Source organism: Synechococcus sp. WH 5701 (genome assembly GCF_000153045.1).
GTDB lineage: Bacteria > Cyanobacteriota > Cyanobacteriia > PCC-6307 > Cyanobiaceae > Regnicoccus_A > Regnicoccus_A antarcticus.
The window spans coordinates 529,334-551,602 of record NZ_CH724160.1; the positions used below are offsets into that span (position 1 = coordinate 529,334).

18 protein-coding genes are annotated in these 22,269 nt (G+C 60.0%); 10 read left to right on the forward strand and 8 right to left on the reverse strand.

The features are described 5' to 3' along the window. The first annotated feature begins 236 nt into the window (after nucleotides 1-236). Both WH5701_RS12670 and WH5701_RS12675 read left to right on the forward strand, forming a co-directional pair. Nucleotides 237-1,439 carry a glycosyltransferase gene (locus WH5701_RS12670; protein ID WP_006172838.1) on the forward strand — a complete coding sequence of 401 codons (1,203 nt, stop codon included), beginning with the start codon at nucleotides 237-239 and terminating at the stop codon, nucleotides 1,437-1,439. Nucleotides 1,440-1,465: 26 nt separating this feature from the next. After that, a complete protein-coding gene (locus WH5701_RS12675; protein WP_198005198.1) occupies nucleotides 1,466-3,349 on the forward strand; it encodes a tetratricopeptide repeat protein in 1,884 nt (627 codons plus the stop codon). Nucleotides 3,350-3,512: 163 nt separating this feature from the next. Here WH5701_RS12675 and WH5701_RS18460 read toward each other — a convergent pair whose 3' ends face one another. The 5 genes from WH5701_RS18460 to WH5701_RS12695 all read right to left on the reverse strand — a co-directional run bounded on the left by WH5701_RS18460 (nucleotide 3,513) and on the right by WH5701_RS12695 (nucleotide 7,715). Beyond that, entirely contained in the window at nucleotides 3,513-4,016 is a 504-nt protein-coding gene (locus WH5701_RS18460; protein WP_232201912.1) for a hypothetical protein, read from the reverse strand. 112 nt (nucleotides 4,017-4,128) lie between these two features. Then, nucleotides 4,129-5,082, reverse strand: a complete 954-nt coding sequence (locus tag WH5701_RS12680) for an IS1595-like element ISSysp1 family transposase (protein WP_037981084.1) — start codon at nucleotides 5,080-5,082, stop codon at nucleotides 4,129-4,131. Between the two features lie 227 nt (nucleotides 5,083-5,309). Then, nucleotides 5,310-6,242 (reverse strand): DUF5672 family protein, encoded by a 933-nt coding sequence (locus WH5701_RS12685; RefSeq protein WP_156776751.1) that lies wholly within the window; start codon nucleotides 6,240-6,242, stop codon nucleotides 5,310-5,312. Further along, complete coding sequence (locus WH5701_RS15840; protein ID WP_006172848.1) at nucleotides 6,242-6,928, reverse strand: class I SAM-dependent methyltransferase; 687 nt, start codon at nucleotides 6,926-6,928, stop codon at nucleotides 6,242-6,244. Before WH5701_RS15840 ends, WH5701_RS12685 begins: the two co-directional genes overlap by 1 nt. Before the next feature lie 40 nt (nucleotides 6,929-6,968). Continuing rightward, nucleotides 6,969-7,715 (reverse strand): sulfotransferase, encoded by a 747-nt coding sequence (locus WH5701_RS12695; protein WP_083781901.1) that lies wholly within the window; start codon nucleotides 7,713-7,715, stop codon nucleotides 6,969-6,971. Between the two features lie 69 nt (nucleotides 7,716-7,784). Here WH5701_RS12695 and WH5701_RS12700 point away from each other — a divergent pair, with 69 nt between their 5' ends. The 5 genes from WH5701_RS12700 (at nucleotide 7,785) to WH5701_RS12720 (ending at nucleotide 13,780) form a co-directional block, all read left to right on the forward strand. Then, nucleotides 7,785-8,822, forward strand: coding sequence for a hypothetical protein (locus tag WH5701_RS12700; protein ID WP_006172851.1), 1,038 nt, complete (start codon nucleotides 7,785-7,787; stop codon nucleotides 8,820-8,822). A 12-nt stretch (nucleotides 8,823-8,834) separates the two neighbouring features. After that, on the forward strand, nucleotides 8,835-9,680 hold the full coding sequence (locus tag WH5701_RS12705) for a sulfotransferase family 2 domain-containing protein (protein WP_006172852.1): 846 nt from the start codon (nucleotides 8,835-8,837) through the stop codon (nucleotides 9,678-9,680). A 687-nt stretch (nucleotides 9,681-10,367) separates the two neighbouring features. Beyond that, nucleotides 10,368-12,410 (forward strand): glycosyltransferase family 2 protein, encoded by a 2,043-nt coding sequence (locus WH5701_RS12715; protein WP_198005199.1) that lies wholly within the window; start codon nucleotides 10,368-10,370, stop codon nucleotides 12,408-12,410. A gap of 102 nt (nucleotides 12,411-12,512) precedes the next feature. Beyond that, nucleotides 12,513-12,668 carry a hypothetical protein gene (locus WH5701_RS17750; RefSeq protein ID WP_006172857.1) on the forward strand — a complete coding sequence of 52 codons (156 nt, stop codon included), beginning with the start codon at nucleotides 12,513-12,515 and terminating at the stop codon, nucleotides 12,666-12,668. Between the two features lie 11 nt (nucleotides 12,669-12,679). Further along, a complete protein-coding gene (locus WH5701_RS12720) occupies nucleotides 12,680-13,780 on the forward strand; it encodes a glycosyltransferase (protein ID WP_006172859.1) in 1,101 nt (366 codons plus the stop codon). Here WH5701_RS12720 and WH5701_RS12725 read toward each other — a convergent pair. Then, the gene (locus WH5701_RS12725) at nucleotides 13,747-16,905 is read right to left on the reverse strand and encodes a glycosyltransferase (RefSeq protein WP_006172860.1); all 3,159 of its coding nucleotides are present in this window, start codon (nucleotides 16,903-16,905) and stop codon (nucleotides 13,747-13,749) included. The genes WH5701_RS12720 and WH5701_RS12725 overlap by 34 nt on opposite strands. Nucleotides 16,906-17,199: 294 nt before the next feature. Here WH5701_RS12725 and WH5701_RS18465 point away from each other — a divergent pair, with 294 nt between their 5' ends. The 3 genes from WH5701_RS18465 to WH5701_RS16935 are packed head-to-tail and all read left to right on the forward strand — an operon-like array spanning nucleotide 17,200 to nucleotide 20,360. After that, the gene (locus tag WH5701_RS18465; protein ID WP_050751545.1) at nucleotides 17,200-18,459 is read left to right on the forward strand and encodes a glycosyltransferase family 1 protein; all 1,260 of its coding nucleotides are present in this window, start codon (nucleotides 17,200-17,202) and stop codon (nucleotides 18,457-18,459) included. Between the two features lie 4 nt (nucleotides 18,460-18,463). Next, a complete protein-coding gene (locus WH5701_RS16930) occupies nucleotides 18,464-19,465 on the forward strand; it encodes a glycosyltransferase (RefSeq protein WP_071934300.1) in 1,002 nt (333 codons plus the stop codon). A 13-nt stretch (nucleotides 19,466-19,478) separates the two neighbouring features. Then, entirely contained in the window at nucleotides 19,479-20,360 is an 882-nt protein-coding gene (locus tag WH5701_RS16935; protein ID WP_006172864.1) for a glycosyltransferase family 2 protein, read from the forward strand. Between the two features lie 33 nt (nucleotides 20,361-20,393). Here the strand turns inward: WH5701_RS16935 and cysE are convergent, their stop codons facing one another. Both cysE and WH5701_RS12745 read right to left on the reverse strand, forming a co-directional pair. Next, a complete protein-coding gene (cysE, locus tag WH5701_RS12740; RefSeq protein ID WP_006172865.1) occupies nucleotides 20,394-21,155 on the reverse strand; it encodes a serine O-acetyltransferase in 762 nt (253 codons plus the stop codon). Continuing rightward, on the reverse strand, nucleotides 21,152-22,180 hold the full coding sequence (locus WH5701_RS12745; protein ID WP_006172866.1) for a GntR family transcriptional regulator: 1,029 nt from the start codon (nucleotides 22,178-22,180) through the stop codon (nucleotides 21,152-21,154). Before WH5701_RS12745 ends, cysE begins: the two co-directional genes overlap by 4 nt. Nucleotides 22,181-22,269: the final 89 nt, after the last annotated feature.

Genomic DNA, 22,269 nt, shown 5'->3' on the forward strand with positions numbered 1-22,269 from the left:
AGAATCGAGCCGATGCAGCGGCTCAGGGCGATACCCCGGATTAGCTCATCTCCGCGGGTGGAGCCGTACCCTTCTTCAGCGGGCGTTCGGCTGAAGAAGTGAGGGATAACCACTCTTACCGTGCATGGTCTTGGCATCGGCAACCTTCTTCAGTAACACTAATCTTAGGATATGCTTTTTCCAATCCTGTGAATATTCTCTTCATTCATCAGAGTTTTCCTGGGCAGTACCGCCACGTGATCCGTGCACTGGCTGGCCAGCAGGGGCACCATCTGCTGGCGCTGGGCATCGAGCAACTCTCCGAGCCGATCCCTAAGGGGGTCACCTATCTGCGCTACGGCATCCGGCGTGCTTCCTCCACGGATCTCAGCCCCCTTGTGCGTGACATCGAAACCAAGACAATCCGTGGCGAGGCCTGTGCCGAAGCAGCCCATCGCCTCAAGGAGCAGGGATACCGCCCTGACCTGATCTGTGGTCATCCTGGCTGGGGGGAGATGCTGTTCTTGCGCGACCTCTGGCCGACCGTTCCGATCCTCACCTATCAGGAGTTCTTCTACCGTGCACGAGGCTTTGATTCCGACTTTGATCTAGAGCTGCAGGGCGATCTCGACTGGCGTACGGCTGCCCGAGTTCGGCTGAAGATGGCCAACCCGCTGCTCCATTGGGAAACCAGCAGCTGGAGTGTCACCCCCACGGCATTCCAGCGCAGCAGCTTTCCGTCCCTCTGGCAAAGCCGTATCAGCGTGATTCACGACGGCATCGACACCCAGCGGGCCCGCCCCAACTCCGAGGCTGGGCCCCTGACCCTGCCTGACGGAACGGAACTCTGCCAGGGGGATCCCATCGTGAGTTTCGTGAACCGTCGCGTGGAGCCTTATCGGGGCTGCCACACGATGATCCGGGCGATCCCCTCGCTGCAGCGGTTGGCTCCAGAGGCCCGGATCGTGATCGTCGGAGAAACGAAGGGAGCCAGTTATGGGTCTGTCTGCGAGGAGGGGGAGTGGAAGGATCGTTTCCTGCGGGAGATCGAGGGACGCTATGAACCCAGCCGCGTGCATTTCACCGGTAGGCTTCCCTATTCAAGTTTCCTGCATCTGTTGCAGCTGAGTGCGGCGCACATTTATCTCACTTATCCCTTCGTGCTTAGTTGGAGCATGTTGGAAGCGATGGCTTGTGGTTGTGCCGTGGTGGGTTCCGCCACGGCACCGGTGCAGGAAGTGATCGACGATGGACGGAACGGACTGCTTGTCAACTTTTTCGACCCGGACTCCCTAGCCGAAGCCGTGGTCGAGCTCCTTCAGGATCGCGCGTTGGCGCGTCGACTCGGGGAAGCCGCCCGAGCCACGGTCTTGAGCCACTACAGCTTGGATCGTTGCCTGCCCCGTCAGCTGTCGCTGATGGCGCTGGTAGCAAGTGGCGCCATCGGCTCCACGCCTTAGCCTTGATGCTTAGCTTAGGCGAATCCATGGCTGCAGGTTTTGGTTCTTCTTCTCCTAGTAAGCTGCCTTCAAAGAAGATGCGGGTGGGATCTACTCCTTCCTCCATTGACGCCTTGATGACGACCGGCATTGATGCCCAGCGTCATGGCGATCTGAAAGCTGCTGAGGCTTGTTATCGCAACGCGTTCGCCCGGGGTCTCCGACATCCAATCCTGCTCTCCAACCTTGCCACCGTGCTGCTTCGCACCCAGAGGTGTGAAGAGGCGGAACATTTTCTGCGCGAGACCATTCGCAGCAATCCAAACTTCAGCGATGCTTACATCAATCTGGGAAATCTTTTGCGTGAACGTGGGGCTCTAGGCGAAGCAAACGTCTGCATTATCCAGGGCCTTGAACTTCAGCCGCAGCAGCCAGAAGCCCTGATTTCTCTTGGCATCTTGCGGCAGGCTCAGAATAAGCCTGAAGAGGCTCATGCGCTGGCGAAACGAGCCTTGCGGATTAAGCCGAATCATGTGGCAGCACTAGTGTTGCTGGCGAGCCTCCAGATGTGGAGGAAGAACAACGAGGAGGCGTTGAGGGTGGTGCTCCAAGCTCTGCAGATTGAGCCCGGCCACTTGGAAGCTCTTACAGTCTTGGCACAGATTCTGGAAAAGTTGGGCAGGCCAGACGAAGCCAGTGCCATCTGGCGGAAGGCTGCAGAGCTCGGTCCGGACTTCTCGCCGGCGCTGCTTGGGCTTGCAGAGTTGTTGATGCAAGAAGAAGCAACAGACGCTCTTTCGCAAGCGCGGCAGCTGATTGAGAGGGTGCTGGCAAAGGACAGGGTTTCAGGCGAAGCCTACGCAGCTTTGGCGAACTTGCTGAACAGGGAAGGTGAGCATCAGAAAGCCACAACAGCTATGCAGGTGGCAATGGAGGCCGATCCGGAGAATTTAGCTTTCCAGGCAATCGCTCGTAGGAACCTGGGAATCCAGTTATTCAGCACCGGTACGTTCAGCGAAGCTGCATGGGCGCATTACGAGGCTCGATGGATCGAGCCGGGGGCGGAGGCGTCCCGGTATTCACATTTCCCTCGCTGGGACGGCTCTCAGCTGGATGGGCAACTACTGGTGACTCGCGAGCAGGGCATCGGGGATGAGGTTCTGTTCCTCGGCTTCCTGAGGGAAATAATTGCGGCGGGTCATCAGTTGGTGATCGAGGTGAGCCCTCGCCTCCTGACCTTGCTGCGGCCCTGCTTCCCCGATGCCACCCTCGTTACCTCCGAAACTTCGCTTGATGCCCTTGACATCAACGCTGTAGTACCTCTTGGGTCATTGGGGATGTATTGCCGCAATGACCGTTCCTCCTTTGCTTTCCGGAATGCCCCTTATTTGAAGGCCCCGCCCGTCTCTCCTGGCCTCCTCAGGCAGTTTCCTCCTGAGCACAGCAGGAAACTGAAGGTAGGGTTGGTATGGCGTAGCAATAACAGGAAGTGGGGATTCAGAAAATCATTATTCCTGAGGGATCTTCTTCCCCTTTCGACGCTGAGTTTCGCCAGCTGCATCAGTCTGCAGCACGAGGCGCTTTCTGAGGAGGAACATGAGCTTATCGATCAGACTGGAATCGTTCTTCCCGAAGCTGATTTCTTCGGCGACCTGGAAGCCCTCGCTTGCTGGATCCAGCTCTGCGATGTCGTGGTTACGGTGAGCACGAGTACAGCGCATATTGCTTGTGCGATGGGAAAACCTACCTGGATTCTTTTGCCCTCTCGCCAGGTCCCTCATTGGTATTGGGGCATGGAAGGCGATCAAACCCCTTGGTATCCCTCAGCTCGCCTTTTCCGTCAGTCTAGCGGTGATGACTGGAGTCTCCTCGTCAAGCAAGTAGGAGAAGATTTGCAGGCCTTCGCCCAACAGAGGCATGCATTATTCTGACAACGCCATGATCGTTAGATATGGTCATACCTGCGAACTCACTCCGCTGGTATATAGTGTATGCGAGAATTGACAGGGGCTGTTCCTTGCTGAAGGCTTGATTCTCCTGCATTGGCTCTCTTTGATTCATCTTTGTTGGAGGTCTAAAGCCGGGATGTTGAACTCAGACTCCAAGAGTCTTTCCGAGTAGAAGCTGCTTCCTGCGTCTGCCTTTAAAGTGAAGAATGGATGCTTCACGAGCCTGCGGCGCCTCTGGTAGGCACGCAGCGATTGCTTCTGGGATCATCTTAAAGCTGAATTGTAAATTGCCAAGGGAACGCCGCATCGCCTCTTGGTCTCCATACCAAAGTTGAAACTTTCTGTCAATATTGCTGAGAGCTGACAGCAGTGAAATCCAGTAGCTGATATTTGGAGTAGCCGTAAAGCAGGCTAGCGCGGGGTGCACTTGGTCAATTGTCTGGCCACTGTATTCTGCGAATAGACCACCCATGAATCCTGGGTTGAAAAGAGAAGTTCTGTCAAGAGACCTCCGGCATAGCAGCACTTCATTGGACGCCAATCTGATCTGAGGAAGTGGGCGAACCATCAGCATGTCAGAATCAAGAAAGACCGTGCTTCTTCCCTGCTGCCCCTGGTAAGTCGCATGCAGCTGGAGGCGAGCCAGCATGGGCCTGTCCAAGGGAACATCTAGCCTGAGTGCCTGGCTGCATCCAGATAAAAGTGGTGTCTTAAGATCCGTAAGGTGAGTGATTTCAGATTCTGGATAAAATCTCTCTTGATTAGGTAGCAAACTCCGCGCTCCTCAGGAGGTGCTCCGGCCGTGCGGTGCAGCTGCAGATGGCATGAACCACCCGCTCGGTCATCTCTCCCAAGTTGAAGCGCCGGTTGAAACGGTAATTGAAGGCGCCCAGGTAGCGGTCTGCGTATTTATCGAATCGCAGAGCATGGAACGTTCCGCTGAAGCTGGTTTTCAAGTTACTGAGTACCGTGTTGATCCAGCGGAATTCAGGCAGTTCGTTGGGATGGCGCCCCTTCACGACCACAGCTTGATGAAAGCAACCGACTTCTGCTACGGCACGGAAGCAGGCAAGTCCGTCAGAGATCACCTCACATCCAATCGCCAGTGCATCTTGAGCCCAGTCAGCGATGGCGGCAAAGGAGAACGTGGCCACGGTGGCAAGCTTCACGTGCCGGGGGTGGCCCGCATCATCGAGAGAGACGGCCGCCACAATCGGCACCTTGTTCTCCGATCCCAGTCCTGCCTTGCCACCACAGCGTTCTCCGCCAAGGTAGGCATCATCCACCTGCACCTTTCCCCGCAGGACATAGGCCTCCTCCCGCTCGCTCATCGCCTGCATGATCTTGTTGTGAACCAGCCACGCTGTTCGGTAGTTCACCCCGAGATGGCGCATCAGGGCGAGGGAAGAAATGCCAGTCTTGGCCTGGCCCACCAGATAGAAAGCCAGGAACCAGGTGGTCAGCGGTAACTTGGTCGCCTCCATGATGGTGCCGGCCGTGAGGGTGGCCTGATGGCGGCAGCTCCGGCACTGATAGCGCTTGTGGCGACGGCCACCGATGAGCCCATACTCCTTGCCCTCACAACGGGGGCATCTGAAGCCGTCGGGCCAGCGCGCCTGCTCCAGGGCGGCCTCGCAATTCTCCTCGGTGCCGTAGAGCTCGATGAACTTGGGCAGCGACAGGCTGGCCTGGAACTGAATCCGATTCATAGCCATGCCAATCACCCCTGGTACACACGTACCAGCTTATGCGACAAAGCCGGCTGACGGAGCTTGCTACCTAATCAAGATCTCTAATGGCTTTGAAGTCGATTTCTTTTGCTTCTCGTTGGTAGAAGAAAATTGCGAAATCTATAATGTCTTCAGCGGGTCTGTTCATTTGTCTCTGTGGTACTTCTTGGCCTGCAGAATGTGCTCGCATTGCGGTACTCTTTGGCATTGGATCAGCAGGCCCCAATCAGTGCGATCACCTGCTTGGCATGCCTCTCGTAGATCTCGGCCTGATCAGCTGCTGAGAGATAGCGCCAGGAAGCATGAGCGGCGCACGTGCGCTGATACTGAGTTTCACAGCAGAAGCGCTCCAGCATGGGCAGCGAAGGCAATTGTTTCGGGCTGACATGCCGTGCCAGGCATCGGCTGAAGTAGATGTCCTCAGGTTCCAGTGCCTCTGTGGCTTCCAACCGGCAAATCTGCTCCATCACCCCGCGGTCGCGGATCGACACCCCGCCGTTGCCGTTCACCAGCCCTTCCGGCACTGTGCTGCACATCACACGGCTTTGCCAGAATGGCTCCATTGGCTCCAGTGTCCTGGAGTACCGCGGAAAGCGCCAGGAAATCACCTGTCCTCGGCTCCAGGGTGATCCCACGTAGGCATATTCGAAGAGCTGCTCCTCCGGCGGCTCGATCAGCAGGGCATCGGCCTGGAAGATCAGCAGCTTGGCGGCCTCCAGAGTCGACCAGAACTCTGCGGACTTGAACAGCCGGTTGTATCCCTCCCAACCGAATCTCTCGCCGGTGCCCGCCTGCCGCTGCTCGACCCGTACCCAGGCTTCCAGCCCGGCGAACAACGCCGTCATCGCGGCGTGGGAACCCGTGGAGCTGATCACGGTCACCCCCAGCCGCAACCGCCCCATCAGCAGCGTGTTCAGCACACAGGCCCTGAGTACAGGGCTAGGTCGGTCGTCGACGATCAGGGCTCTCCGCTCGGGATGCAGGGCCGGTGGTGTCTGCCCCGCCTCCAGGCGCCGGCTCAGAGAGGCCGCCCAGGGCTGCAGATAGGCCGCCAACAGATAGCGGCAGTGGGCCTCGAACATGGCGATGCGGTAGGCCTCGAGATGCTGCCAAGGCGATGGCTTGCTTGTTTGCTCTGCTGCCATCATGGGAATGGCTGGTAGGCCACCATCACCTGGCCGCGGGGATGGCCCCAGTTGCCGATGTAGCTGACCGCATAGCCTTGATGCTCGCCGAATGCTTCCATCTGGTCGCGGGTGTACGCGAAGAAACCATGGTCGTGCGGCCGATCGGGATTGCGCCGCTCTTCAGGAACCTCATGGAATGTGGCGTACAAGGTGGCAGAGGCCTTGAGCACAGGCCGTAGCTGGCTCAGGCACAGCTCGATCTGCTTCGGAGGTAGATGGGTGAACAGGGATTGGGCGATGGCCATGTCCACCTCGACGCCGAATCGCTCGAACCGAAACCATCGATCCTCGAGAATGATCGGTGCCTTGGCCAGGCGCAGCTCCTGCCCCAGTTCCTGCTCGAGGCCCGCCTCAATCAGGCTGCGTTCCTTCTCGATGCCCAGATAGTGGCCTTTGTCCAGATAGGGGATGGCCTTGACGCCCAGCCGCAGCGAGCCGCAAGCAATGTCGAGCAGGATGTGCTCAGGACGGAGGCCCTGGTCACAGAGAAAGTTGAACTGCAATTGACCGATTTCCTCCCAATGCCCCCCCACATAGCCGCGATGGCCGCGTAGAGCGACCCCGCTGGCCCCCTCGGGATCGAGGGGCTCACTCGGGGGCTGACCCTGAAGCCGTTGCCGTATCCGCTGCAGGATGGAGGTCATCGACACGTTCTCAGAGGTCGGATCCTAAAAGGGCGTTCGATCACGACCAGCGCAGCTGATAGCGCTGCTCCATGGCTGCGTAGGTGGGCTCCAGCGCGGTACGCAGCCAACCCCGCAGGGCTGGATCCACGCTTCCGGCCAGTCCAAGACCGGCGTTATGCACCGGCAGCCGCTTCGGGATCTTGGCCGGAGCCAGATTCAGGAACTCCAGCAGCGGGGGGCAGATCCGCTCTGGCTCGGTGAACAGGTCTTCGCTGCGCAAGATCAGCAGCTGCTCGGCTGGGAATCGCGCCTCGTAGCGCTCCAGCTGCTGTTCATAGCGGCTGCGGGCCAGATAGCTGTGCACCTGATGGGAATGATGGGTGGCAGCACCGCTGGTCAGTTGCTGCTCGGCGCCGGCCAGCCGCTCCTCCTCCGCCGCCAACGCCTGATCGGGTGGAAGAGATTCCAGACCAAGGCGGATCGAGTGGAACAGACCCGACAGCGCACGCTCCACTGGGTCCCGAAGCAACACGATCAGGCGGGCCCGGGGAAGCAAGGTCTCGATACGCTCAGCGGCCAACGGATGGAACAGGTAGTACGGGGTGATGTCTCCGCAAGCCTGCTGGGCGCCTGCGCTGGCGTAGTGGTCTTCATACCAGCTTCGGTCTCGGTCGTAGTGCAGGCTGAAGTAGTGCACCTCCTTGCCGGGCGGCAGAAAGACCTGGGGATGCAGGCTCAGCCAGTGCTGCAAGGTGCTGGTGCCAGCCTTCTGTGCACCGAGGCAGAGGAAATTCGGCAGGGGCAGAGCGGACGCGCAGCAACGGAGTCGAGAGCCAACCTACGATTTCCGTACCGCCGAGGCAGAGGATCCACCATGCCCGGTTCCAGGCAGCACTGGCTCCTCGGGCCTCATCAGGCCTGTGCCTTGGGTCTGCACCATGCGCTCAGCGGCCATCGCGGTCAGCAGCTTCGCTCGAGCTCAATTCAGCGCCTGGAGAGGCGCTTCCAGCGCCGCCTGATCGGGCTGAGGCTGCTGAGGTTCTCAGGGCTGCGGTCAATTCCCGTGCCCCTGATCGCCTCCCTCCGGGCCCTGCTCAGCTTGGTTCCTCTCGATGCTGAGGCCATGGGCTGTGGCCGTGGCTTGCTGGCCCAGTTGAACGCCCCGGATCTGTGCGCGCTCCAGGGCCTCGGGAGCAGCGCTGAACGGCCCTTGCTGGCGATCGTGAGCTGCCGGCAGCGGCTGGGCAAGGCTCGGCAGGCCTTGCAGCACTTTCACCACTGGGAACGAGCCGGCCAGGGGATCCCCCTGATCGTGGTGGGGGACCCGACCCTGCCCGACTGGCGCTTCAGATTTTGCCCCCACCAACGGCTTCTCCAGCTTCCCGTTGACGATGCCTACGAGGGTCTGCCCCACAAGGTGATGGCGCTGATGCTGGTGGCCTCCCTGCTGGATCAGCCACCCGCCCTGCTCAAGATGGACGACGATACCCATCCCGGTGACCCCGAAGCCCTGATGATCACCCTGGCCCGCCTCGCCCAGGGCGAGGCGGTTGCTGCTGGTTATCCCATCTTCACCCCTTCCCCACTGGATCTCGATCGCGCTTGGCACATGGGTAAATCAGCCCGCTTCAACCTCAGGCCCTTCGACTCACTCGGATCCGAGCGTTGGATGTCGGGCGGAGTTGGCTATCTCCTCTCCGCTTCTGCCGTTCGACAGCTGGGGGACTTCGCCCTGCATAGTTGGGGCTTTGTCCAGTCCATGCTCTATGAGGATGTCTGTGTTTCGATGTTGCTGCAGGCCACGCATTGCCCGATCCATTGGCTCGACGATCCGTCCGAGCTCGGGATTGGCAATGAACGACAGCTTGAAATTCATCAGGGCTTTTGGCAGGTGCCGGAACATCTACGCTGAAGCCGATCATCCATGATCATTCGTCACGACCTCAAGCTGGTTTTCCTGCACGTACCGAAGTGTGCTGGCAAAGAATTGCGTGAGCTGTTTTCTCATGATGCGCGTCCTGAGCATTGCGTCAGCATGTTCAACTTCGCCTACAGTCCCGTTCTGCATCGCCATGTCGATCTGGCCCATCTTCCGATGGCCGATCTCGTGCACTGGCCGGAGTTTCGATGGCTTGAGTCTTACACAACCATCGCGGCGATTCGCAATCCCTACGAGCGTTTGATCTCTGCGGCCAACGAGTATTTTCGGCAGCGTTCAAAGCAAGACGAGGCCACCATCAACACCACGGGGATCACGTTGGACATGCGTCGATCCTATTTTCAGCAGTTGGCCCTTCAGCACAGCCAGCTGGATCCACGCTTCGTTCATTCCTTGCCAATGACCTGGTTCACTCACCTCGGCAGCATCCCAGTGGTGGATCATCTGCTCCGCTGTGAAACACTTGCCGACGACGTCCAGCACCTCGCGGAGCAACTCGATCTGCCTGCCTCTATCCGCTCTGAGGCGGCCCAACGGTTGCGAAACAACCCATCCAGGCAGACGGTCGAAGGCTTGAGCCCTGATGAAATCGAGTTGGCTCATGCACTTTATCCTCAGGATTTCGGTACCTTCGGTTATTCACGTCAACGCGTGCCATGCCCACCCACGCCGAACTCCGACCTGGGGCTTGAGCTGCTCAACCCGTCAACGACCACCAAATCCCACGCCATCCCGATTCTGAGTCGTGCCGAACGGGTCGACTGGCACTGGGGACCCTCGAGTATTCGCCAGGAGCCTTCGAATCTTCCTCCCACCCGTGACTGCCATTAGCTGCGAGCCGGCCAAGCAATGAGAAGCTTGATCCTGGTCATCGGTGGCTCCTGCTCCCCCACGTCCTCCTTGCTCGATGGCCTCCTGGCATCTGGTGGTTCGGTCGTCGGCGATCGAACGGGGGCGATCGCTGAGTTGCAGGAACGGCTGCTGCTCCAGCTGGGGCGTCCATGGTGCGGTTTGGCGAGCCTGTGGCCATTGCCGGATGCATGGCTGACTTGGCCCATCACTTCCCAGGCAGCCACGGCCCTGCGGGAGCTGGTGAAGGATGAGCTGGGTCGGCAGCGTGGCCCTTGGATTCTTCAGGACGCAAGGGCCACGCTGCTTCTGCCGCTTTGGCGTCAGATGTGCGCAGAGCTGAACGTCGACCTCAAGCTTCTGTTCAGCCTTTCGCTTCCACCTCGCTCCTTGTCCTGGATCGATCAGCGGCTTTGCTGGAACTACTCCCGTCGTGGACTTTTGGAGACCAGGGATCTTGCGATTCTGCTGGTCGACCCCTGTGTTTGGTCCAGGCCAGATCACGCACAACGGCAATGGCAGCAACTCCTTGACTTTTGTGGGGTCCCAGGAAGCACTGTCGCTCCGAATCTGCTAGACGAATTGGAGCCTGCTCTGCAGTCACGCCAGGGTCATGGTCATGGGGCTTTCAACCCATCGGGCGATGGCGATGCCGGCGCCCCACAACGAATGCTTCACCCGCGTCTGCGGCGCCTGAGGCAGGCGCTGCGTTCCCTGGCACGCATGGATCAGGAGGCACAAGTCCGAGCCCTTGAGCCTCTTCGCGATTGGCTGCAACGGCCCGAACAGGCTCAGCTGCCTCACTCGCCCAGCCATGTCGGCAGCTGGCGATCCCGGCTGATCCAGCGCCGCGCGCGGCGGGTGCCTCACCTGGATGCCGGCCCCTGGTTCGAGAGCCACCACTACCGTCAGCAGCGGCCCCACTTGCCGGCTGATCACGATCCACTCAGCCACTACTGGTGGTGTGGCTGGAAGGAGCAGCTCTCTCCCCATCCCTTCTTCGATCCAGAGCACTACCGCCAGGCCTGCCATCGCCAGGGACTTGAGTTGAATGGGGCAGCGCTGCTCCACTTTCTCAGCGTCGGTCTCGAGCAGGCTGTGCCCCCCTGCAACCTGGCCGATCCCGCCTGGCTGCAGGTCTCCCCCCTGTTGCGCGAGCAATGGCGAGCCGCCCGCTTCGAGGGCCTGCATCCCTGGGCCTCAGCTGCCCTGGCGCTCAGTGGTGGTGATCAACGGGCCGCCGTGATGCGCCTTCAGCACTGGCTGGAGCATGGGCTTGAGCTCCACGATCTGGCGGAAATTGCTGCTGCCCCGGCCGAGCCGTTTGCCCTCACCCTGGCGCTGCTGCCGGAGCCGCAGCCCCTCAGGGCCAACTCCACCCTTGTGCACATCGGCAGCTCCATCCACGACTGGCAGCTCCATGCCTGGTTGCAACGCTGTCCGCTTCCCGAAGGTTTCTCCCTGGTTCAGGTGACCGCCGGCGAGGAGGCGATGCCCAACAGCTTTGCTGTGCTGTTGCGTGAGTTGCCCCATGGCCCCCAGAACAGCCCCCAGCTGATCCAGCTCGCCCATCTGGGCAACGTGTACACGCCCGATCCCGAGCAGGTGGCTCTTCTGCGCCGCCTTGGCGTTCAAGCCTGGCTGCTGGAGCCCGAGACCACCGCCAATGGCTGGTTGGAGCAACCGAACGATGGGGATGCGGCCAGCCGCTGTCTTGGCGTGCCAGCGCCTGCAGCACTCTGTGCCTGCCACACGCCTGAAAGCTGGCACGGGATGCCAGCGGTTCTGTCCCTTGGCACGGCGGGGACGCCATGGAACCGTCAGCTGGCTCCCCCGATCTGGGGCTGGCCTGGCTTCGACGACGTGGTCATCGCCAACAGCGAGCAGGCTCGCCTGTTGGCCAGCTGGCTCAATGCCTGTTGCCTCGAAGGGATCCAGCTGGTGCGGCTCAACCCCAACGAGGCAGAACGCCTGGCGCAGGGCTGGCACGCTCTCGGGCGCCCAGACCAGAGCATCCAGAACTGGCTCCCACCCCAGTTCTTCCTGGCTCCGATCCATCCTGAGGAGTGTCTGGAGGAACTGCGTTGGCGTCTCGCAGGGGGGCCACCCGAGCCTGAGTTGCCGACACCGGAGCCAGGGCATCAGATTCGCTGGGCTTTTGACAGCGGCAAGGCTGTGACCGCCGCAGTCTGCATCAGCCTTTACAACTACGCGGATCGGATCAGCACAGCGCTGGAGAGTGTCCGGCTGCAGTGCCACCAGCCGCTTGAGCTGATCGTGGTTGATGATGGCTCAACCGATGGCGGACTTGAGCAGGCCGAACGCTGGTTCGCCCTGCATGGACAGCATTTCGCTCGTGCTCTGCTGCTGCAGCACACCACCAATGGCGGCCTTGCCGCAGCCCGCAACACGGCTTTCGGCAGCGCCCGGGCCCCCTGGTGTTTCGTTCTTGATGCCGATAACACCCTGGAGCCGGAGGCCGTGCGCTCCTGCCTGGCGGTGGCGAGCCACGCACCAGACGACATTGCCGTGGTTCATCCGCTGGTCGAGGTGGTTTCCACCTCCCCAGCCAGTCATGCCGATGAGCTTGCGCTGATCGGTGGGCGTAGTTGGCAGTCCTCGCGGTTCCGTTTCAAGAACTACATCGATGCCATGGCCCTGGTACGCCGCTCTGCCTGGAGAGAGGTGGGTGGCTACACTCACATCCCTTAAGGCTGGGAGGATTTTGATTTTTGGTGCAAACTCATTGAAGCTGGCTATCAGGGTATTCTCTGCCCGCAGCGCCTTGCCACTTATCACGAACACGGCCAATCCATGCTGGCGACCCAGACCCATCGCCATCTTCGTGTGGTCAGCCGTCGCTTGCAGCAGCGTCATCCCTGGTTGAAGCTCAAGCTGGCGGCGGGTCTGGCCGAGGGCCAGGGGGCCAGTCCGTCCGATGGGCTGGAGCAGGATGAATTCTTTTCTTGATTTGCCTCACTATGGCGCCTGATCCACTCGGTCCCACCATCTCCTATCTGGTGGTTTCGAAAAATCCAGCTCTTCTCAACCGCCTGCTCTCCAGTCTCTCCTGCGCAAGGGCTTTTCCCCAGGCGGGTGATGAGGTGCTCTGTTCCTGGAATGGCAGCAGCAGTGATGAAGATCTTCTCGTGGATCACGGCTCTCCTGGCTTCAGGATCGCCTGCCGAAGTCCTTATCACTTTGCCAGCAATATGAATGCGCTGGCAGAGCAGGCAACCGGTGAATTCCTGGTGTTCATCAACGACGATCTCGTGCTGGATCCGGGCAGCATTGATCGGGCGGTGCAGGTGCTGCTCAGTCGCCCCGAGGTGGGGATGGTGGGCGGTCGGCTGCGCAGCTCAACGGGCCTGCTGACCCATGCTGGACTCTTGTTCTCCAATGATCATCTTCCCTACAACCGTTTCCGGCCAGAACAACTTGGTGCTTTGATCGATCCAGAGGCTCTGGAGGTTCAGGAGTCTGGGCCGATGCCGGCTGTTACCGGAGCGCTGATGGTGATGCGTCGCAGTGATTTTTTGATGGTCAGATTTCGGGAAACTTTCCAGGTCTGCGGCGAGGATATTGCTTTGTGTCTTGATTTCTGGGCCAGCCTGGAGAAGACACCCTATTACTCAGCGGATGTAACGGCTGTCCACGATGAGAAGAGCACGCGAGGGAACACGCTCGATCTCTACGACATCAGGCAGGTCGGGATTCTTGTTGAGCAAGTCATGCGCAATAGCCCCAGATTGCGGGCCTCCTTCACCTATTGGGCTGTTCAGGAAGCTGATCTGATGTGGCGTCTGGCGATTCGCCAGCGGGAACGTAGCGTCGAAATGAAAGCTGAGATGGAGGCTGAACACAATCTGCAGCTCGAAACGGAGCGGCATCGTTTTGCAGATCAGCGCGAACGCCTCAACTGGGACCTGAGTGTGGTGCGCGAAGAGCTCCGAGGTGTCCAGGATCAGCTTGAGCAGAGTCACCAGGCCATCGACGACCTGCTCAACAGCCGGTCCTGGAAGCTCACGGCGACCTATCGCCAATTCGGTCAGTTTCTCGAAAGGTTTCGTCGCAGTTCCTGATACCAGCCTTGCGCTCCTGGGCTGAGAACCAGCGGTTTGCCTGTGCTCATGGCCAGGCTCGGCACCAAGGCTGAACGACGCCTCAGGCGCCTGAGAATCCTGCGGGCCATCCGCTTGCAGCGGTGCGCCAGGCGGCGGTGCAACCGAGGTCTGGACACCTTGACAGGGACGGTTGTCAGGCCGGAGTCGTCTGCAGGACTCTCGATCCGGGGGATCCGCTCCAGCCCGGGCTCCAGCCCGAGGGCACTGATCAACTGATCGGCACTCTCCTGCCACGACTGGGGGTGAAGTTGCAGCCGTGCTGCGGTGCTGGCAAGAGGATCACGCAGGATGGCGAGAAAGGCTTTGATCTCAGCGGCCAGGGTTTCAGCATCAGCATTGGCAGAAAAATAGCGGGCGTGGCCTTCTGTGACCTCGCGGAACACGGGGAGATCACGAAGCAGCAGGGGCAGGCCATAACTGGCGGCTTCGATCAGCGGAATTCCAAATCCCTCTCCCAAAGACGTGCTCATAAGTCCGTCCGCAGACTGATACAGCTGGCTCAACTCGGCATCGGAGGCATTGTCAAACCAGTACAGAGATCGATTCAGCTCTGGATGCTCATGGATCCTGGCAATCGTCTTTGGAATGGTGCGTCGTTGGGCCTGGGGTAAGTCCTTCCAGCCCTCACGGCCAACGATCACCAGATTGAACGCCTCCCCCTGAGCCCAGAGCAGAGTGGCCGCTTCTACAGCGTCAAGATAAGCTTTCCTGGGCTCGATGGTACCCACCATCAGCACTGTGGGCCCAGCGCCGAATGAAGGCTTGCCCCGATCGGTGCGGCGCCTCTTGGGCTTGGAGAGCGTCTGTTTCCGGCTGAAGTCACAGCCGTGGTGAAACCAGCCCACGGGGAATGGCTGTGTTCGATGCAGGCCTCCCCGCTGCATCAGCCAATGGTTGAGATCGGAGGCTACGCTGCGCGAAACACAGAGTGCTCCATCGCAGGCAGCGACCACCCTCAGCCAGTCTTCGTGAAGCTCTTGAGTGCCTTCAGGGAAGCAATCGGGCAAGCTGCATGGCAGCAGATCGTGAACAACAAAATAAATGGCCACACCCTGAGATCTCATGAAGGTGTAGAAAGCAGACTGATCCTTAACGATGCCGTGGCTTAAATCAATTGCGAGAAAGTAATCTCCACGCCTGAAGAGGATTGGGCTGTCGTCCAGCTCGATGTCCCGGAGTTCCAACAGCCGTGTGCTGAAGCCTCTGGCATACAGATATCCCAGGCCATCAGGCTTAGCCACCACAGGCTCCACCCGAAAGCCCTCAGGTGGGCGCGCAAGAAGCTGCTCACAGATGCATCGAACCACCCGTTGGACCCCACTTCCCAGATCGTCCTGAGCCAGTGCGGAGACGTCCAGGAAAAATTGGGGGGTGCTGGGCTCAGGCGGTAGCAGTTGAGCGAGGGTATTGGCCGCTTCCACGAGCTCTTGCTCGCCCGATCTGGGCATGAAGAGCTGGGCGATGGCAGACCGCCGCTGTCTCCGTTCTGTGCTTTTTCGGATGGCGATGGCATAGAGAGCGGCACAGCTTTCTGGTCGATGATGCCGTGCAATTTGCTCAAGCCCCCGCGCTGCCAGCTGGTTGCGCTTGGCAGAATCAAAATATAAAGTATTCAGCGCTTGCTGGATATTGTCAAGGCTGCATTGATCCGGCAGCGCCAGAACGCATTCAGCAGGGATCTCGCGCATACTTCCATGGGCATTCACGATCAATGGAATGCCGCTTCCCAGGCAGTCCAGCACCGTCCCTGATGTTTCCCCCCTGGAAAGTGTTCTCAGTTGAACGGCCACATCGGCTGCATCGAGATAGGCTTGATAGCTGTCAGATTCAAGCCATCCAGTGATCCTCACCTCAGCCTGCAGGCGCCCAGTGCGCCGTGCCTGATCAATCTCTTTCGACAATTGATCAAGAAGACGGCGATGGCCACCAGCGGATCCAGCAAAGACCAAAGCGCAGCGCGGATCTCTGGCAAGATCCGAGGCGAGGAAAGCCTCCAGCAACATAGGGCTCAGCTTTGATGTTCCAAGAAAGCCAAAGCTGCACACCACGAAGCTATCCGGGCTGAAGCCAAGATGCGTGCGGCTTTGCTGGCGCCCAACACGATCAGAGAGCAGCTTCAAGTGAGGGATGACAGACCACTCTCCAGCGCTGAGGGGTGTGAAGAACCTCGAGGCAAGTTGGCGTGATTCCTCGCTGTGGACAATGACCCCAGAAGCCGCTTGAAGGGGCAAAAGATTGCATGGATAGTCCCACAGAAACGTTTCATCTTCGCGGATGTAAGAGGTTTGGTAGGACAAGCAGGCCTGATAACCATGGGAGTGATAGAGCCGCTGCATGCAGCTCCCCCCCAGTATCTGATCAGCCTGGGGGGCGCAAAGCATATGCGAGAGATAGAAGTCGTGGAGCACCACGGCTCCGGGCGTGCTCTCGAGCAGTTGAACACTGCTGAGGTTTTCTGGTGAATTGCCTAGATGATAGAGAATGTGTTGATAATACCCTGGGTTGTCGTGGAATGCCTGCACGCTGCATACTTGGCTTGCGCCCGCAGGAATCGGACCGGGTAGTGGTTCTTGGGTGATCAGATCGATCTGGAAATACTTGGCCAGATGCGGCAGGAGTTCGAGGCTGTAGCTTGTGATTCCGCTCCGTTGTGGTGGCATCGGGCTCAGCCAGGCCAGCCGCTCCAGGTCATGGTGATCAGTGCTCAAGGCCTCAGTTGAGCTTTGCCGGGTCGCTGGCTCCGGTGTCTGCGGTGCGCTCTGTGGGGGATGATCGCTGCAATGCCAGGTCGCCTCCAGCAGGGATGGTCTGCACACCCTGGTGACCCCATACCAGCTGCAGAGGGCGCTCAAGGCCCGATCGCCCAGGCTGGGCATGAGGCAGAGGTGCCGTGTCGGGTGCGGAGCCAGCCATTCCAGGAGCATCGCTGCCGTAGCCGAGCGAGCCCAGTCGGGATCTGCATTCAGCAGCAGCGGAATGGAGGCGTCCTTGCATTCGTCTGGGCTGTCAGCCAGGGTGCGCCGCAGGTCCTCGGGATCGGCAGACACACTTTGCTGTTGCAGCAACCGCAGATCAATGAGCAAGGCAGTTCAAATCTGATTCTTTGATTTTACCAGCTGATCGTAAAGTAGTCAGGGGGCGGCCCCGCTCCATCGACCTAGTCGTTCTGTTTCATCGGAATCTTCAGCCTCATGTCATCTTCGCTTCGATGAAAGTTGCCTGCACTGAGAAGCCTTCATTGGTTTGCCAAGGGATCCGTGCCAGAGGCGCTGTTCTGCGTGGAAAAGCTTCCAGTTACTAGCGGGCCATTTTATTGTTTCACTCTTCGTCCTATCGTGCTGACTGTGGCGCAATAGCGGCCTCGTCACTCCCGAGCCATGAATCTGATCTTTGATACAGAAATCTTGGGCCAGGCACATGGGCGACCGCTCAATCGTGGTGGCATCTTTCGGTATTCAAGTGAGCTGCTGCTGGCGCTCCATTGTCAGGGTGACTGTGCCCTGACTCCCTATTGCCCTGAGCCTCTGTTCAAGGCAGCTGCCGACATGGAACTGCAAGCCCTTGGCTTGATCCCCGGGCAGCCTGTCAGTGCCAGTGGGGCGACTGCGAGCCGTGGAATGTTGTCATCGCCAGGGTGGATCAAGCCAGCCTTGAAGCATGGTTATCGGCTGTTTTCTCGTCTGCCCCAGATTAAAGGCTGGCGCCGCCGGAGATTTGCCGAACTCCTTCAGTCGATCACTGCTGAGAACGTGGTGTATCACACCCCCTTCTATGGCCTCCCGGATGAGATTCGTGACCAGGCCGGGATGCCCGTGTTCATCACGGTCCATGACATGCTGCCATTGACACAGCCTCGCTTCTTTGCGCAAGAGGCGATCAGGCATTTTGCCGCGATGATGAAGCGACTCAGGGCCACCGATCATGTCGTTTGTGTCTCCCAGGCAACACGGCAAGACTTCTTAAGCCATCAGCACGTGGTCCCTGAGTCCAACGTTCATGTGACACCTTTGGCGGCGTCCCCAAGCCTTGCCGCTGTCAGGGATCCGGGTGTTCTGCTGGCAGCTCGGAGCCGGTATGGCATCCCCGAGCATTCCTCTATTCTTCTCAGCCTCTGCACCCTTGAGCCACGCAAGAATCTGATCACGTTGATCGAGGCCTACGAGGCCATGGTCTCCAAGCTGCCTGCCACGGCCTGCGTGCTGGTTCTGGCAGGTTCTCTGGGGTGGAAGACATCGCCATTGATGGAACGAATCAGCCAGAGCTCGGCCCAAGGCTCCATCATCATCACTGATCATGTGGCGGAATCTGATCTCGCCGTGCTCTATTCGCTGGCTGATGCCTTCGTTTATCCATCCTTATATGAAGGTTTTGGGCTCCCCCCCCTGGAGGCCATGCAGTGTGGAACTCCTGTGATCGTTGGGCATACGTCGTCGTTGCCTGAGGTGGTGGGTGATGCGGCGCTGTTCGTTGATCCGCACAGTTCAGCTGAACTAAGGATGGCGATGGAGCGCCTGTTGGCCTCTCCGTCACTTCGTCAAACGATGGCGCAACGCTCCATCCAACAAGCAAGTCGTTTCAGCTGGTCCCATACGGCCCATCTCACCACGCAGATTTATCGCAAAGTTCTGCCCAGTTGATCGGATGAAACCCTTGCTCAGAGCCACGGCGTTGGTCTATCGCCCCGATGGCTTTCGTGCTATCGGTGGGATCAGGCGTCTGGCGATGGAAGTCGTCCGGCAGCAGGATCCTTCCTCCTGTTGTGTGGTTGTCGCCCGTTCATCCTTGGCTGACCAGTTGGATGGCGGCTTGCCTGGAATCCCCGTCGTCCGCAAGCTCCATGGCGTTTCCCGGATGTTGATTTTCGGCTGTGACAGCCCGTGGGCCTATGGCCTGGTGGTACGCACCCGTTTGTTGCGCCCTTCGCTCAAAATTGGCTGGTTGCCCAGTTTTCATGATCCCTCTTCGGTGAGTCATGCCTGGCGCGCCAGGTTGGCGCAGTTGGCATTGAAGGCAACCCAGAGCTGGGGGATCACGGTTTATGCACAGACGTCCCATGAACGCAAGCTCCTGGATGGGGGGCTCTGCCAGCTTTCCAGTCATGGTTTGCCTGCGGACGTCAAGGAGAAGCTTGCTGGCCGACTTGATCTCGGCCGTTTCAGTGCCACTTCACCGCGTCCTGTTGATCTGTTGTTTTTGGGTCGACCCACGCGACAGAAGGGTTGGATGCGCTTCCTCACTCTTGCTCGTTTGACGCGACTTCATTGCTTGGCCATCGTTCCCTTCGAGCCAACGACCGACAATATCCCTGAGAACGTACAGCTTGTGATTAGACCTTCCGATGATGCAATTCAGGCTTGCTTGTCGCGCTCCAAGGTGGTGATCATCCCGGCCGACTATGAATCCTTCGGAATTGCCCAGTTGGAAGCGGTGGCTGCCGGCTGTGCCGTGCCTTTGCTTGGGCGCTGGCCGCTCTGGGATCACTTCCACCATCTCCATTGGCAGGGTTGTCGTGACGACGTTCTCGCTGAACGCTTGCGGCGACTCTGTCGCTCCCCGCGGCTTCTGCAACGAATTGCACACCAACAGGCTCAATACATTTTTTACCATCCGATCACGTCCACCGCATTCCTGCCCGGGTTCTGAATCCGTTTTTGATTTGATCTCCAGTCCTCTGGTCTCCATCGTTGTTCCCTTTCGTGATCAGGGCGACTATCTGATCCAGGCTGCTCACTCGCTTCGTTCCCAGACTTTTCCTTGCTGGGAATGTCTGTTGGTCGATGACAACTCCCAGGCCTATGCCCGCTCCTGTGCGCAATGGCTGGTTCGCACCGATCCAAGATTCAGGCTTCTCTCCATTGTCGACAAACTCCATGCTCCAGGGCCATGGTGTGCCCGTAACGTTGGTATCGCCAGTGCACGCGCCAGCCTGATTGCGTTTCTTGATGCCGATGACCTCTGGCACCCTTGCAAGCTCGAGCGTCAGCTTCCGTTGCATCTTGATCATGCCATTGAGATTTCCGTTACGGCGTACCATCGCTTCGTGGATTCATCACACCAGCTGATTGAGACCCGCTGCCCACCGACAGGGCTCTCCTATCGACAATTGCTCAGGGGCAACGTGATTCCCCTTTCAACGGTTGTGGTTCAACGGTCGTGGCTGGAGGATCCCTTTCGGCCTGAGCGTCACGAAGACTATGGTCTCTGGCTGCGTCTGTTCGAGCGGATGCCGCCCCCTGCCTATGGCCTGATCAGGGAACCCTTGATGGCCTATCGCCTGCATTCAACCTCGCTTTCGGCCCAGAGAGGCCGCAGCATCGTGGCTGTTGAACGGTTGTTTCGCCGCCATGCCCCTTCAGCTTGGAATCGATCACTTTTAGTGGCGCGCTGGGCGCTGGCTCGTGGCTGCGGTTTTCTCGTTGCTCGGATGAACAGGAGGCTGGCTCCATCCCAACTTCTTCCTGAAGCCTTTGCAGCGTCTCTCTCCGCTCAGGGGATGGCCGCCTCCGCGTCAGGCAGGCCACCCCATGTCCTGCCCTGATCACCGATACCCAGGGAAGGCCCATCGTCCAGTTCAGGTGCCCCCGCTGGGACGGTCACCCAGGAACTCCAGGATTTCCCGGTCCTTCAGGCTCTGGGCGCGGCCGCCGCAGACTTCCTGCAGGGGCCGTCCAGCCGCCACCTCGCGCAGGCAGGTCTGCAGCCGGCTGAGTTCGCTCTCGAGGGTGTCGATGCGCTCCATCAGGTTGCGGATCACCTTGGCTTCGGCATCCGGCAGCTGGGAGTGGGCGAGGGGATCGATGCGCACACCCGACTGGTGAATGACGCGACCGGGAACCCCCACGACCGTGCTGTCGGGGCCCACATCGCGCAGCACCACCGAGCCAGCGCCGATGCGGGTGTTGGTGCCCACCGTGATCGCGCCGAGCACCTTGGCGCCAGCGCCCACCACCACGTTCTCCGCCAGAGTTGGGTGGCGCTTGCCGTGTTCCTTGCCGGTGCCGCCCAGGGTGACCCCCTGAAAGAGCAGGCAGCGATCGCCGATCTCGGCGGTTTCACCGATCACCACCCCCATGCCGTGGTCGATGAACACGCCGTGGCCGATTGTGGCGCCCGGATGGATCTCAATGCCGGTGAACAGGCGACCAACCTGCGAGCACAGCCGGGGCAGCAGCGGCACGTTCAGGGTCCAGAGGCGGTGGCTGAGGCGGTGCAGCACCAGGGCCTGGAAGCCCGGGTAGCAGAGCAGGATCTCGAGGGTGCCGCGAGCCGCCGGGTCTCGCTCCCGGATGATGCGCAGATCCGCGAGAATAGGTTTAAGGATTCGCCTGATCATCCGGCCTGAGCGGCTTCGCCCTCGGCCTGGCTGTCTCGAGGCCCGATCAGGCCGATCTCCTTGCGCAGCAGGTCAATGGTGGCGGCCCCCAGGTAGCTCTGGGCGCAGTGCACCTGGGGCAGGCGCATCAGCTGGGAACGGTTCTGACGCAGGGTCTGCTCCACCAGGGGCAGGCTCGGGCGGTCGCAGAGCACGTGACTGGCGGCCCGTAGCAGAGCCAGCAGGCGGCTGCCCACGTCGGGGTTGGCGGTCATCACCAGCAACTCATTGCCGCGCATGCTGTGCAGGATCACCTCGGCGGCCCGCAGGATGCCCGGGCTGATGCTCACCAGGCCCACGCAGCTGCCGGCCCTCAGCTCTTTGAGCAGGTTGAGCTCGTGGTGGAAGTCGTTGAGATCGACCGCCACGGCCCGCACGCCGAAGCGCTGGGCCAGCTCCTCCACGGGCTGGAGGAAGTAGCGGCTGGTGACCACCGTGCCGTTGCTGGAGCTCTCGAGCACGCCCTCGAGCTCCTCCATCGGCACCACCTCCACGGGCACCTCCAGGACGGGCTCCAGCTCCTCGGCGATCAGCATCGAGGCGCCGATGTCTTCGCGGGGTGTCGACACCAGCACCCTGGCGCCGCAGCGCAGGCGCCAGTCGATCTCGCGGGTGAGCAGCTCGCGGGCCTGTTGCAGGGTGCAGCCGGCGTTGAGCAGCCCGTCGACGCACTGGCGCACCTCCCGGTCGATGTCGGGGCGCAGGCGGTTGCGCAGGCCTGGCGGCACCTTGAGCTCACGGGGCTTCTGCTGGTCGCGCACGTAGATGCCCGAGCCGGCCATCGCCTCCACCACCCCATCGTTCTCCAGCTGGCGGTAGACCTTGCTGATGGTGTTGCGGTGCAGGCCGGTCTGCATGGCCAGCTGCCGCGTACTCGGCAGGCGATGGCCCGGGGGGTAGTGCCGGGCGGCGATCGCAAAGCAGATCTGGTTGTAGAGCTGGGTCGACGCCGGGATATCGCTTTCCTGCTGGATGTGGAATCGCACGCCGGAGGGAACCAGTACGAGTTGCGCCACCCTACGGAGCTTCTGCGCCGGTGACAATTCCCCCTGTGGCATAGGAGCCTGTGCCGGTT